The organism is Desulforhopalus vacuolatus (assembly GCF_016918505.1).
GTDB lineage: Bacteria > Desulfobacterota > Desulfobulbia > Desulfobulbales > Desulfocapsaceae > Desulforhopalus > Desulforhopalus vacuolatus.
Window position 1 is genome coordinate 271,845 of sequence record NZ_JAFFPZ010000001.1, and the last position, 13,919, is coordinate 285,763.

General features: G+C 49.1%; 10 protein-coding genes. 2 read left to right on the plus strand and 8 right to left on the minus strand.

What is annotated here, in order from left to right:
- Positions 1-697: 697 nt before the first annotated feature.
- Entirely contained in the window at positions 698-3,202 is a 2,505-nt protein-coding gene (locus JWG39_RS01100) for a ubiquitin-conjugating enzyme E2 (protein WP_205217494.1), read from the plus strand.
- A 656-nt stretch (positions 3,203-3,858) separates the two neighbouring features.
- On the opposite strand, the gene JWG39_RS01105 is transcribed toward JWG39_RS01100, so the two are convergent.
- Complete coding sequence (locus JWG39_RS01105) at positions 3,859-4,839, minus strand: KpsF/GutQ family sugar-phosphate isomerase (RefSeq protein ID WP_205217495.1); 981 nt, start codon at positions 4,837-4,839, stop codon at positions 3,859-3,861.
- A 383-nt stretch (positions 4,840-5,222) separates the two neighbouring features.
- Here JWG39_RS01105 and metK point away from each other — a divergent pair, with 383 nt between their 5' ends.
- Positions 5,223-6,389, plus strand: coding sequence for a methionine adenosyltransferase (metK, locus tag JWG39_RS01110; protein ID WP_369130554.1), 1,167 nt, complete (start codon positions 5,223-5,225; stop codon positions 6,387-6,389).
- 101 nt (positions 6,390-6,490) lie between these two features.
- Here the strand turns inward: metK and JWG39_RS01115 are convergent, their stop codons facing one another.
- The 7 genes from JWG39_RS01115 to dprA all read right to left on the minus strand — a co-directional run bounded on the left by JWG39_RS01115 (position 6,491) and on the right by dprA (position 13,908).
- Positions 6,491-7,246 carry a biotin--[acetyl-CoA-carboxylase] ligase gene (locus tag JWG39_RS01115; RefSeq protein ID WP_205217497.1) on the minus strand — a complete coding sequence of 252 codons (756 nt, stop codon included), beginning with the start codon at positions 7,244-7,246 and terminating at the stop codon, positions 6,491-6,493.
- 84 nt (positions 7,247-7,330) lie between these two features.
- The gene (locus JWG39_RS01120) at positions 7,331-7,582 is read right to left on the minus strand and encodes a dissimilatory sulfite reductase D family protein (RefSeq protein ID WP_205217498.1); all 252 of its coding nucleotides are present in this window, start codon (positions 7,580-7,582) and stop codon (positions 7,331-7,333) included.
- Positions 7,583-7,658: 76 nt separating this feature from the next.
- Positions 7,659-8,786, minus strand: coding sequence for a dissimilatory-type sulfite reductase subunit beta (gene dsrB / locus JWG39_RS01125; RefSeq protein ID WP_205217499.1), 1,128 nt, complete (start codon positions 8,784-8,786; stop codon positions 7,659-7,661).
- Between the two features lie 73 nt (positions 8,787-8,859).
- Entirely contained in the window at positions 8,860-10,140 is a 1,281-nt protein-coding gene (gene dsrA / locus JWG39_RS01130) for a dissimilatory-type sulfite reductase subunit alpha (protein ID WP_205217500.1), read from the minus strand.
- 205 nt (positions 10,141-10,345) lie between these two features.
- Positions 10,346-11,947: a glucose-6-phosphate isomerase gene (locus JWG39_RS01135; RefSeq protein WP_205217501.1), complete on the minus strand. Its 1,602-nt coding sequence runs from the start codon at positions 11,945-11,947 to the stop codon at positions 10,346-10,348.
- A 116-nt stretch (positions 11,948-12,063) separates the two neighbouring features.
- Positions 12,064-12,744, minus strand: a complete 681-nt coding sequence (rpe, locus tag JWG39_RS01140; protein ID WP_205217502.1) for a ribulose-phosphate 3-epimerase — start codon at positions 12,742-12,744, stop codon at positions 12,064-12,066.
- 57 nt (positions 12,745-12,801) lie between these two features.
- The gene (gene dprA / locus JWG39_RS01145) at positions 12,802-13,908 is read right to left on the minus strand and encodes a DNA-processing protein DprA (RefSeq protein WP_205217503.1); all 1,107 of its coding nucleotides are present in this window, start codon (positions 13,906-13,908) and stop codon (positions 12,802-12,804) included.
- Between the last annotated feature and the right edge of the window lie 11 nt (positions 13,909-13,919).

Genomic DNA, 13,919 nt, shown 5'->3' on the forward strand with positions numbered 1-13,919 from the left:
TTATACCGGCTTACCGTTCATCACCGGTATAACTTTGAATATCGGCGTCTGGCATTTACCTCCGAAGATATATTTGCGACTGTAGCAAAGAAGATGGGCGCGTATTCAAGGTACCCATAATATAAAAAAGAGAAAAACTTCACTCCCTGTCAACCTGTCACTCTTTACTTCCCCACCCGTTTGCCAACAGCCTCCCCCCTTCCCTGCATAATTTTTCCCGGAGCCAACAGCTCATGTTTTTTCATCTGATATACCAGGACCAGGCAGAGAAGAGAATTGATCCGCCTGCGCTGACAGCACACGTGTTAAGACAACAGCACAAAAACATTTTCAGGATAAAATCAATCCCTGCCAATTGCTCCCTTTTTTTTATTTATGAGATTTTGTATTGTTTAGAAAAGAAGGAAAAAAAATTTATATCGGACGCTGTCTTTTTTCGGGAAAGTACAGCTTTTTCTGATTTCAGGCGTTTAATAGACGCCATAAAGCCTACCTTGAAACAGCGTGTATTTCGTTCATATTCGAGACACCGGAAGAAATTTACCACAGGTACTTATACCGGCTACCGTTCATCATCGGTATAACTTTGATATTGGAGTCTGGCGCGTACCTCCGAGAATAATTTTTTTACTGTAACGAAGAAGACAGACGAAAGACTGATTATTCAAGATACCCATAACTCAGCATTTAATTATACATGCCTATCACAACCAGTCAGCTCGGAGAAATTTACACTCAGATACGAGGGGAATTCCGCTCCAATTCCCTCATATCAGTATCCCCTCTGCAGGGAGATCCTCCGGATAAATATCAGGTGACCTACCATATTGCAGGTAAAAGCCGCAATACGGCGGGAGATGTTATCGAAACCCGTGAACAGGTGATTGAGATAATTATTCCTTTCGGTTTTCCCCATTTTCCGCCTAACTGTCGACCGGTCAGTGACATTTTTCACCCGGATTTCGACCCGGAAGCAATCCACATTAGTGATTTCTGGAATCAGAAGAGCACTCTGTCGGAGCTTATTGTCAGGATTGGCAGGATGATCAACGGTGAAAGCTTCTCCACCGTCGATGCATTCAACGCCGAGGCTGCTGAATGGTATGAAAATAATCGCAGTCAGCTCCCCATTGCATCTCTCGACTGGTCTGGCAGAGAAGCAGGTACGCCTGTTATAACGGGACTGGACAATCAGCCCGTCAAGGATGTTCCCATACTCAAACTTGATGATGACGAACTGACGCTCGATCTCTCTGAAACAGATCTTGATATGGAGATTAATGCCCTTTCCAAAAAGAAAGAGAGCGCCCCCTCGGCTGTTCTCTCTTTTGGCAGTAAAGCTGACAGCAGTGACGATCGTTACACCTTTCTGCTGAAAATGAAAAAAAGGAAAGAATTCATTCACCTCAAACATGAACTCGAAGGACAGGCTGAATTTTCCGAAAACCTGAAGGCCCTTCAGGTAGAGGCTGTTCGCAAAGTAAGTGATGCTGAAGAACGCTATGCGCGTGCAAAAGCAGCAGAAGAGAAAGAGGATATTACAACAGCCCTCGAACTCTACAGCAGTGTGGCTGATTCGGTCGCTGATTTTCCTGCTATTCAGAGCGACGTCAGCCGGCTCAGCAAAATGCAGACAATTGAGGGCAAAATCGGCAGGGATCCGGAAAACGGCCAGAAGAAGATGACCGGGGCTGAGAAAAAACGGCCAAAAAAGGTAAGTTCAGTCGAGAAAACCAGACCGGTTGAACACAAACCCTCTCATGAGCCCCCCACCCGCAGGTTGTTCCTGCCCTGGCTCCTCGGCGGCCTTCTCCTCGCAATCACAGTGTCCATACCTCTCGGGCTCAATTTTTATTCCGGCATGCAGCTTGACAGGGCGGCGGACCTCTATGCCAACTGCACCTCTTCCCTTGAAACTGCGAAATATCAACAGGCAAAACAACTCTGCCTCAAGGGTCTGGAAGCAGCTGAAAATATCATTTACTTCCAGAAGGACCGGGCCGCCATCCTCACCTCCAACCTGAATAAGATTCTTCTCAGTGAACAGCTCAAGGTGGGACTCAGCGGGAAAAAACTGGTCAATGGCAAGGAGTTTAATCCACGAGATGCCAAAACAATTCTTGCCTATGAGACCAGGAAAGATTTCGCGGATCAGCTTTATCTGGAGAAAAATTTTCAGGAGGCTGTCATCAACTATCATGACGCACTGAAATTGGTCGAAAAGATTGACTATTTGAAAGATGAAGACAGGCAGGACCTGGAAAACCGCGTGGTTTCCTCACAGCTTCAATACAGTCTGCAGATCGCCAGTATTCAACAGGGACAGGAAAACTGGGTTTCCATGCTGCAAACGATGCAGAGAGCACAGAAACAACTTGATTCTCTGCCTGAGAAGGAAAAAGAACCGTTTAAAAATGCCATCATGACCGGCCTGCTGAACGCCCGGATCAGCCTGTTAAACAACAAGGCTGAGCGGGAACTTCAGAAAGAAGAATGGGACGCAGCACTGAAGATCTATAACGAGGTCCTCGGAATGATTCAGGATTTTCCACAGGCGGAAAATAAATATAAGGACCAGGTTCAGATCAACCTTGCCCGTACGAATCTCTACAAAACAATTGCAAGGGGCAATCAAGCCTTCGATGAAGGACGCTGGGATGATACCATGGCTGCCTATGGCGAAGCAGATGCCATTCTCAGTGAAAAGCTTACAGGACTTGATGCCGAGGTTTTTCGCAAAAGCAAAGAACGTCTTGGTAAAATCCTTCTCCAGACCTCTCTCATCCGCGGTGAAAATTCTGCCCGGGAGCTGCTGAAGAATGCAGAACTGAGCAACGCCCGCAGTACGTATCGCAACCTGCTCAAGCTCATTCAGGATAACAGCATGGGCAGGGATGCACAGTTTGTACAAGCTGCCAGGGAGATCAGGAAAAAAATTGCGGAGCTTGATCACCAGATCTACATCAATGGTAAAATCAGTTTCCTGAAGGACAGCTACCAGAGTTTATTCACAAAGGACTATCCCAACATCGACCCGAAACTGCTTACTGCTCCGCAGGTGGAAGTGTTGGAAGAGACAGACACCAAAATAAATTTCCGCATGCAATGTACAGAGAGAAAACCCGGAATACTGCCACTCACCCTTGTTCTAAAATATCAACTTGACAAAAAAACAGGCAGGTGGCAACGCACTAGACAATGAACGGGCTCAGATAAAAAATCATGGCCGAACAGAAACCTCTTCTGTTCGGCCATGATTTTTTTATGCCTGCTGCAATTACATCATTCCTGGTAAGTTATACCATTCCTATTAAGTTGTAACCCGTTTTGCATCCTGTTTATCCATTCGTGGTTACAAACGACAAAAGGAACCACGAATGGACACGAATAAACACGAATTATTACTGAAAAAACCATAAGAGAATGCCCTTGTGGTTGCTTTGAGGTAATTGATGTTTTCCGTGTCCTTCCGTGTTTTCCGTGGTAGCAAACTACATGAGTATTGTGGCAATGTATTGTTTCTGCTTATCGATACATCTGGAGCAGGGTCTGTTCTCATGCTCTTGGTAAACCACGGAAGACACGGAATATTAGAGTGTAAAACGCTTAACCCCGACTTTCGAATGACTCCCAAAGTTGATTCATAATTCTGGTGCACTGTACGGCTTAACTTCGGATACAAACGTTTTCGTTTAATGTGTTGTCCCTGTTCGTGAAAATTCGTGTCTATTCGTGGTTACAAACTACAAAAGCAACCACGAATGGACACGGATAAACACGAATTATTACTCATTCGCAATCGCCAAAAAAGATGCCTGCGCAGTAGTGTTATCGGGTCAATACAAAATGTAAATAGTATTACACCAGGAAACGGAACTCTCCTTTTCCAAGCAGATTGTGAAGATGAATGAGCCCTGTCAATCTCTTCTCTGAATCAACGATAGGCAAAGCTGTAATCTCATAACGCTGCATAATAGAAAGAGCGTCTGCTGCAAGATGCTCATCATCAATACAGACAGGGTTTTCCGTCATTAATTCGCGTGCCTTGAGTTGAGTGAGATCTTGACTCTCGGTTCCATTAACCCATGCCCGGCGAATGTCTCCATCCGTAACAATCCCCAGAACCTCCCGTTTCTCCGAAAGAATCAGGACAACCCCGAGATTTTTTTCATTGAGGGCAAGCATGGCATCCATGGCAGAGGCATCAGGTCCGACGATGGGGACATCGATTCCTGTATTCATAACCTCTGTTACCCGCACCTTGAGCCGCTGACCAAGGCTCCCCCCGGGATGATTGAGACGAAAATCTTCTGCCTGAAAGTGGCGCCGATTGATAAGTATCATTGCAACAGCATCACCGAGGGCCAGAGTTGCAGTTGTGCTGGTGGTAGGTGCAAGCCTGAGGGGACATGCCTCCTCAGGAATATGAATATTGAGGACAATATCTGCCAGGCGTGCAAGAGTTGATTTCAGCCCGCCGGTCATGGCAATAATAGTATTACCACGCTCACGAATCGCCACCAGCAGTGTCAGCAATTCGACTGTTTCACCGGAATAGGAAATGGCCAGAACGACATCCCCCCCGACCACTGTGCCAAGGTCACCATGCATTGCTTCTACCGGATGAAGAAAGGTGGAACACGTTCCGGTACTGTTGAAAGTTGCGGAGATCTTCTGCCCGATAATTCCAGATTTACCGATACCGCAAATCACCACCTTCCCGTTTGTACCCAGTATCGTATCGACAGCTTCAAGGAATTCTCCGCCAAGATTACGGCGAACCTCCTCAAGCCCGGCTTCTTCAATTCTGAGAACCTCTTTGGCAGCTTCAATCGTCATTTTTTCCTGTTCTTTGTCTGAATTTCGTTGTTTTGTGTATAAATCGACGGTGCCCACGCATTTTCTGCATGAGTCACTTCGGCGGGTTCCGGTTGCTGATACCATTTACACTTTGTATTAACCAGAGAACGCGACTGCGTAGACATCTTTTTTGACGATGACGAATGAGTAATAATACGTGTTTATCCGTGTCCATTCGTGGTTCCTTTTGTCGTTTGTAACCATGAATGGATAAACAGGAGACAAAACGGGGTATAACTTAATAGGAATGGTATTAAAGGCAAGAACCTGACTGGTTCCCTTGAAATATCGTAAAAATAGACTATTCTTTGAACCGCATTTATTATTCCAGTAATGTTATACGAAACTACCTGAGGAGATATATTATGTCCAGCCATCTTTTTACTTCTGAGTCCGTGTCCGAGGGGCATCCCGATAAAGTTGCTGATCAAATTTCAGACGCTGTTCTTGATGCTATCCTTGAACAGGATAAAAACGCCCGGGTTGCCTGTGAAACCCTCGTTACCACGGGTATGGCCCTTATTGCAGGAGAGATAACTACGACCGCCTGGATTGATATGCCAGAAGTGGTCCGTCAGACTATCAGAGAAATCGGCTATCATTCTTCTGACATGGGCTTTGACTGGCAGTCCTGTGCTGTCATGACCACGATTGACAAGCAGTCTGGAGACATTGCGCAGGGGGTTGATGAAGGCGCCGGGATTGACCTTGATCAGGGTGCCGGGGACCAGGGACTGATGTTCGGTTATGCAGTAAATGAGACTCCTGTCCTTATGCCTCTGACCATCGACCTTGCCCACCGCCTGACCCGCCGTCAGGCCGAAGTTCGCAAATCTGCCGTTCTCCCCTGGCTGCGCCCGGACGCCAAGAGTCAGGTAACTGTTGAGTATGAAGGCACCGAGGCAAAGCGAATTGACACCATCGTTCTTTCCACCCAGCACGATGAATCAATCTCCTGGAAAGATCTCAAGGAGGCGGTGATGGAAGAGATTATCAAACCGATTTTGCCAGCAAATATGCTCGACAGCAACACCAAATATTTCATCAATCCTACCGGACGTTTTGTCATTGGCGGTCCCGTTGGAGACTGCGGTCTCACTGGCCGCAAGATCATAGTGGATACCTACGGTGGACGTGGCTCTCATGGTGGCGGTGCCTTCTCCGGCAAGGATCCGTCCAAGGTCGACCGCTCCAGCGCCTACTATGGCCGTTATGTTGCAAAAAACCTCGTTGCAGCAGGTATTGCCGATGAACTTGAGGTTCAGGTTGCCTATGCAATTGGTATCAGCCAGCCGGTCTCTGTCAATGTAAACAGCTTTGGAACCGGAAAAATCAGCGACGAGAAGATCATCAAACTGATCAGAGAGCATTTTGACCTGCGTCCGAAGGCAATCGTGAAACAACTCGACCTTCTTCGCCCCATCTACCGCCAGACAGCAGCTTACGGTCACTTTGGCCGTGAATTACCGGACTTTACCTGGGAGAAAACGGATAAGGTTGATCTCCTCAAAGACGCTGCAAATCTCTGAGTTCTCCAACCACATCAGTACAGCAGCAGGGTACCTTGAAACAGCCTGCATTTGTTCATATTCAAGGTACCCGGTAAACGTTACCCCACTGGATATCCTTTTCAGCGGGGTTTTTCTTTCCCTGCGAGACTCACATCTCCGGAGAGAATTTCGTGCAGTGTACCCCGGTCATCGCGCAGAAAAAGCACCCCTTCATCGTCCGGCCCCAGAGCCACACCTCTTACCACAGAGCCATCGGCACTGACACACTCCATCCGTTTTCCCTTGAGATAATCAAGCTGTCGCCATTCATTAAGAATCTGTGGGAATTCCCCCTGCTCGAAGCGCAGAAGATGTTCCAATAACACCGTCCTCAGTGCTACTGCAAGTTTCTCAGGATCTGACTGTCTTCCGCTCTCGATAAAGAGAGAAGTAGCCTTCTCTCGTAACTCTTCAGGGAAATCCTCCCGTTGCTGCCTGATGTTCAACCCGACACCAAGGATAACAAAGGGTTCTTCTGCAAGAGGAGAAGCCTCAGCCAAAATGCCAGCTATCTTGCGCCCGTCTATAAAGAGATCGTTAGGCCATTTCAACGCCACTCGTTTTTCTTTTCCCAGCAGGCCCTGCAGCAGTTTCGCTGCTGCTACTCCGGCAACCAGGGTAATCTTTGAAAATTCTTCTACAGGAACGTGCGGTCGCAGGACATAGGAGACATACAGGCCGTCTCCCCGCCTGCTGCTCCAGACCTTTCCAAGCCGTCCGCGCCCGGCTGTCTGCTCCAGTGCCCACACGGCACTTCCATGCACAGCTCCAGCTTCTGCAGCTCTACAGGCCTCGATATTGGTTGATTCAGTCGTTGTTAGAAAGAGCAGATCCATCTTTCATTCCTCAAAACAAGAAAAAAGGCACAAAGGGCAAATGCCCTTTGTGCCAGTAAACACTCAAAACCAGAGGAAGAAAAATCAATCTTCCCCGCCCTCTGCCTTGGCATCCTCGTCCTGAATACGGGAAGGAATACCATACATGGTTGTTGATCCGGAAGACCAGAACATAAGACGTCCTTCACGAACCATCTCGTTTGCGACGTTTTTAATCACCCGAGGCTTGCTGTCAGGATCACAAACATAAAAATCCTTGATATACAACTGCGGCTTGGGAGATTTGGTAGCTTTCTCCTCAATGGCGTTTTTCAATGCGTCTTTTTCCAATGCCATGGTGCAGCTCCTAAGTAGAGGTTGAAAGCATTAATGAATGCCGGGGAGAAATTTTTCCCCGGCAAGGCCATGCTTCTTATTTAATAGCGTTGGTGTACTTGAACTGCGTGGAAGTCCGCCATGTATCATATGCAAGGCGATAATCATCAATGCTCTTATCCGTAAACGGAATTTCACATTTTTCGAAGAATTTCTCCCAGCCGATCCGCTCAGCCCAATCGCCAACACGCTCATATTTCTTCGCGTCTGCAGCGTAGGTTTCCACAATCTTCTTGACGGCACCAACAACCTCCGGCCAGCGGGGAGGAGTGTTCGGCAACCATGGAATAACCATTTTGGAGAAACTCGGCATAGTCCGGGCGTTGGAAATCTTACCACCAACAAGAATGGCAATACCGTCACCATCAGGATCAGCCAGAGGCATGGCCGGACACATGGTGTAACAGTTACCACAGAACATGCAGCGACTGTTATTTACCTTGACAGTTTTAATCTCTTTTCCATCCACTTCTGTCTTGGCAGGTTTAATTGCTCCGGTAGGACAGGCAGCGATAGCAAGCGGGATTTCACAAACACCGGTAATACGGGAGTGGTCAATCATCGGTGGTTTACGGTGAATTCCGAGAATAGCGATATCTGAAGCATGAACAGCACCACACATATTCAGACAGCATGCAAGGGCAATACGTACCTGTGCAGGAAGTGACATGGTGACAAAGTATTCGAAGAGCTCATCCATAACAGCTTTAACAACACCCGAAGCATCGGTAGCCGGAGTATGGCAGTGAACCCATCCCTGGGTATGAACGATGTTGGTAACACCGGCACCTGTCCCACCAACGGGATAGCTGTTGCCATAGCTTGCCAGAGTATCAAGCAGAGGTTGAACTTTATCTTTTGAGTCAACCATGAACTCAATATTGTTACGGGTAGTGAAACGAAGGTATCCGTCGCAATGCTTGTCTGCGATGTCACAAACTTCACGAATATATTCGATAGAGATGAGACGGGCACAACCAACACGTACAGTGTAGACTTCGTCACCGGTTTCAGATTTATGCATAAGAACACCCGGCTGGGTAATTTCATGCCACAGCCATTTGCCCTTGTTCGCCTTAATGACGGGCGGATGGAACTCCTCATAGTACCGGGGACCGATATCAGATATACGGCCTTCCATCGGTTTCTCAGGATTATAACCCATTGTTAATCTCCTATATTTTTTGACAGTCCTTAAACGGGACCTGTTAATCAGAAATCAGTTCAACAAACCGACGTTACGCTGCATGTTTTTTACGGAATTCAACAACATCGCGTTCCCAGCCACCGGGAACTTCTTCTTCTTTCCAGAAGACATACGGGTTGGAGCGGGGTTCTTTAATGTGTTGCGGCAGGGGCTCAAGGCCCATGATCCGCAGAAATTCAGGCAGACCGAAACGCTGCATACACTCACCACAACGTTCACGGTTTTTACCTTCCACCATCCACCAGTCCCAAATCTTCTCGATAAAGTCAATGAGCTCTTCGTAGTCATTTTCTTTTTCGATCTTCATAAAGGGAACGATCATGGTGGCAAATTGTGCACCGTCAAGGATCGGGGCTTTTGCGCCGACACAGATAGTGGCACCTTTGTCTTTCCCGGGGCGAAGGGCACGAGGCATAACGTTGATGCAGTGCATGCAGCGGGTACATTCGCTGTTATCGATTTTCAGTTCGCCATCTTCCATCCACATACATTCAGTGGGGCAGAGATCTATGACTTCTTTCTGAATATCAAATTTACCCCAGTCACGACCGGAGTGAGCACCACCGTTTCCAGGATAGTTTCCAGCAATATATTCTTTCACGGCAGCCTGGTCGATTTGAATATCATCGCGCCAGGTACCGATAACCGCCACATCTGAACGGGCAATAGCGGAAACACAGTCGTTCGGACAACCGGAAAATTTAAATTTAAATTTATACGGGAATGCAGGACGATGGAGCTCATCCTGATAATGCATGGTGAGGTTATAACATACTTCTTCAGTATCGTAGCAGGACCATTCACAGCGGGATTGTCCCAGGCAGTTGGCCGGGGTCCGAAGATTGGAACCGGAACCACCAAGGTCCTGATTCATCTCATGGGTCATATCCCAAAACATCGGCTCAAGTTCTTCAGTACGGCAACCAAGAAGAATAATATCGCCTGTTGAACCATGCATATTGGTCATACCAGAACCATGTTTCTCCCACAAATCAGAAAGCTGACGCAGAAACTTGGTGGTATAGTATTTGGAAGAGGGTTGATTCACCCTCATGGTATGGAAATGTTCAACGCCGGGGAACCTTTTCGGAAGATCGACATAACGACCGACAACACCACCACCGTATCCGAAAACCCCTACGATTCCACCATGTTTCCAGTGAGTAATTCTTTCCTCGTAAGACAGCTCCAGAACACCAAGGATGTCCCAGCATTCAGGCTTGGTTTCAGCCTGTCTTTTAATGTCGGATACAAAGCTCGGCCACGGGCCAGACTCCAGTTGATCCAACAAGGGTGTCTCATGCTTTGCCATGATTTCCTCCTTTGAGTTACAAGTTTAAAAACTTCCACCCTCTTCGGGATGGCAAGTCCTCCTTAACATATCCATCCACTAAAATACTACTATCAGCTGAATGTTCATTCAGTAAATGAGCATATCTTTACAACCCCTCTTTGTCAACAAAAAATCGGGAGGCCGGTAACACGGCAAATACATGTTCATATCCCCGAAAAATCTTTTAATCTTCACCCTGTAACACAGCCTTGAGAAAACGGCTTTCGATACCGTCTCCAGGGGGATTTCCCGCCTCCATCTGCTTGAGAAATCCGCCCGCAAGCACTTTGCCGAGCTGCACACCTTCCTGGTCGAAGGAGTTGATATTCCAGCAGAAGCCCTGGAGGACAATTTTTGCCTCATAGAGAGCAAGCAGTGCACCGAGACTCCGGGGATCCAGCCGTTGCCCCATGATAATTGTTGAAGGCCGGTTCCCGGCAAAGACTCGGTTCGGGTTGTCTGACGTCTGACCAATGGCGAAGGCAACAGACTGTGCATAGAGGTTGGCCAGCAGTTTCTGCTGAGAGGTCGTTCCCTGCACTTTAAGATCATGACCGTACTGTGATTTTTGGAATCCGATGAACTCCACCGGAACAATCTCTGTTCCCTGATGAAGCAGTTGATAGAAGGCATGCTGACCGTTCGTGCCAGGCTCTCCCCAGATAATTGGCCCGGTTTTGGCGGTAACCTTTTTGCCGTCACGGGTGATCGACTTGCCATTGCTCTCCATATCACACTGCTGCAAATGCGCTGGAAAACGGTGCAGTCCCTGCGAATAGGGCAGTACCGCCACCGTCGGATACCCGAGGAAGTTGTGATTCCACACTCCCAGCAGCGCCAGCAGCAGAGCCGGATTTTTCTGCAGAGAAGCCCCCTCGGCAAGGCGATCCATCTCGTCTGCACCTTCCAGCATGCTCATAAAGCCTTCGAAACCGAGGAAGAACCCGAGACTCACCGCTCCCACCATTGAGGTGGCACTGTAACGACCGCCGATATAATCGAACATGTAGAAGGAGCGCAGATAACTCTCCGGATTGTCCAGCGGACTTTTCTCACCGGTAACGGCAACACAGTGTTTCTTCGGATCAAGACCGGCGTCCCGCAGAGCAGTCTGCACCACTGTTTCGTTGGTGAGGGTCTCAAGAGTACCACCACTTTTGGAGACAGTGACCACCAGGCATTCTTCAAGATTTACCTGGCCGAGCCGACGGGCCGCGTCATCGGGATCAACATTGGAGATAAAATGAACGGAACGCCCTTCAATGCCGTATGGCAGCAGCGCCTCGTAAAGCGCCCGCGGGCCGAGATCGGATCCACCTATTCCCAGATGAATAACCGTGGTAAAGCATTTACCGGTGCTGCCGGTCAGTGTCCCGTCGGTCACTTCACCGAGAAAGCGCTTCAATTTTTCCAGCTCAGCTTTCGACTGAGCCGCAGCGGCCGGTTCACAGGGTGGCTGATGAAAATGATCTCGGGAAGAGGTGTGCAGGACCTGGCGGTTCTCACTCTCAACATCCTCTATCGTATTCATCACCGCACCACGGCGCATCGCCTTGAACTGCTCGACAATCTTCAGTTCATCGGCCATCGTCTGCAATCCGTTCAGCACCTCTTCATCAACACGCTGGGTGGCGTAATGCAGATTGAGTATCGGGGTCCGGCATACATATTTCTCCAGCCTGTTTCCGGCAGTAAGAACGTTCTTCGCCGTCAGATCAGGAGGAGCACCTGCGAGTTGCCGCAATTTGTTGTAAACACTTGTCTCCTGAAAATTATGGTATATCATATTTCTCTCCTTTTCATTTATTTGACAAATTTAACAAATTCCTTCGAAAAGAACAGCCTGCAGACGTGCTTGAGGGAACATTGAATAACCAGTCTTTCGCTACAAATCCTTCCAGTTTACCTTTGAACGGCTCCTTTCTCTCCGTTCACTTTCATCTGCGCAATGGTTGCCGCATAGTCGTCACTGCCATACACCGCCGATCCTGCGACAAAAAGCGTAGCGCCGGCAGCGGCAACTTTTTCAATGGATGCCGGACTGATACCGCCGTCCACTTCAATTACAATCTCTTTGTTCAGCGCCTTGATGCGCTGGCTCAGTTCACGAATCTTCCTCAGTGTAGAGGGGATGAAACTCTGTCCGCCAAATCCGGGATTCACCGACATCAGCATCACCACATCCACCTCTTCAAGAATATAATCAAGCGAACTCAACGACGTTGCCGGGTTGAGCACGACACCCGCCCGGCATCCCAGCTCATGAATTCGTGCCACCGTACGCTGAAGATGGGTGCACGCTTCGACATGCACCGAGATAATATCTGCCCCCGCAGAGGCAAAATCCTCCAGGTATTTATCCGCTTCAATAATCATCAGGTGGACATCAAGGGGTTGCTTTGCCACCTTTTTTGCCGCCTTCACAATCAGCGGACCGATTGTAATATTGGGAACAAAACACCCATCCATAACATCAATATGAATGAGATCGGCACCACCCTGCTCAACCGCGCGGATCTCCTCACCGAGACGGGAGAAGTCGGCTGAAAGGATAGAAGGGGCTATCTGAATTTTTCCACTCATGGGAACTCCATTTAATATCTGAAAAAGGATACAGGGAAAGTGCCGGGAGAATCTCCCTCACCCAACCCTGCGCACCTGGTCACCCGGCAGGTTTTCCACCAGACCGTCAAGTTCCAGCATCAACAGCAGTTCGCTCACCCGACCCGGGGAGAAACCGCTGCGCTCTATAATATCATCTTTTGCAGCGGCATAGTTCTCAATGCACTGCAGCAGCTGCGCAGCCTCTGGTTCAAGAGATGCTTCTGCCTGATTCTCCGCTGAGACAACAGAGGCCGACGCATGTTCACCCCGGGAGAGACCAGCCTCTTGCAGGATATCAGTCACGTCCATCACCAGCGAAGCCCCGTCGCGGAGCAGCAGATGACAGCCTTCACTCTTCTCTGAATCAATCTGCCCCGGCACGGCAAAGACCTCGCGGCCAAAGTCGAGCCCCATCTGTGCCGTAATCAGCGAACCCGATTTCCGTGCAGCCTCCGCCACCACCACGCCGCGACTCATCCCGGCAATAATGCGGTTGCGGGCGGGAAAACGCCACGCGTCCGGACGCGTGCCAAGGGGATATTCACTGATCAACAATCCATTGTATCCGATCTCCCGATAGAGTGCTTCATTCTGACGGGGATAGACGACATCAAGGCCGAAGCCAAGTATTGCCGCTGTCGCTCCCCCCACTGCCAGAGCACCCCGATGGGCCTCGGTATCAATGCCAAGGGCGAGTCCTGACACCACCATTGCCCCCGCCGCAGCAAGTTCCCGCGCGAGGTTGAAAGCAGTATGACGCCCGTAACTTGAGGCCGCCCGCGAGCCGACTACCGCCACAGCAGGACGCAAAAGCAGAGCCGGGTCGCCAACGATGTACAGCACCGGGGGTGGATCCACAATCTCTTTGAGAAGTGAGGGATAGAACGAATCGTCCCAACTCACGACGCGACCACCGAAAGCCTTCAGCCGCTCCAGCTCCGGGGAAGCCAGATCCTCATTCGCAGTCCGGTTGAGCAGACCGCTGAGATGGCGTTTCTGCACCCCGTTCACAGCCTGAAGCCGGGAAGCCTTCGCTTTCAGCACTGCCTGTGGCGAACCGAGTGCGCGCACCAGTCGCCAGAGGGTTGTAATGCCAAGCCCCGGGGTCAGACTGAGATTAAGCCACGCAATTTTCTCCTCCATCACATATTCTC

Coding starts and splice junctions, on each gene's coding strand:
- JWG39_RS01100 (WP_205217494.1), top strand. CDS start 698: ATGCCTATCACAACCAGTCAGCTCGGAGAAATTTACACTCAGATACGA.
- JWG39_RS01105 (WP_205217495.1), bottom strand. CDS start 4,839: ATGACGATTGAAGCTGCCAAAGAGGTTCTCAGAATTGAAGAAGCCGGG.
- JWG39_RS01115 (WP_205217497.1), bottom strand. CDS start 7,246: ATGGATCTGCTCTTTCTAACAACGACTGAATCAACCAATATCGAGGCC.
- JWG39_RS01120 (WP_205217498.1), bottom strand. CDS start 7,582: ATGGCATTGGAAAAAGACGCATTGAAAAACGCCATTGAGGAGAAAGCT.
- dsrB (WP_205217499.1), bottom strand. CDS start 8,786: ATGGGTTATAATCCTGAGAAACCGATGGAAGGCCGTATATCTGATATC.
- dsrA (WP_205217500.1), bottom strand. CDS start 10,140: ATGGCAAAGCATGAGACACCCTTGTTGGATCAACTGGAGTCTGGCCCG.
- JWG39_RS01135 (WP_205217501.1), bottom strand. CDS start 11,947: ATGATATACCATAATTTTCAGGAGACAAGTGTTTACAACAAATTGCGG.
- rpe (WP_205217502.1), bottom strand. CDS start 12,744: ATGAGTGGAAAAATTCAGATAGCCCCTTCTATCCTTTCAGCCGACTTC.
- dprA (WP_205217503.1), bottom strand. CDS start 13,908: ATGGAGGAGAAAATTGCGTGGCTTAATCTCAGTCTGACCCCGGGGCTT.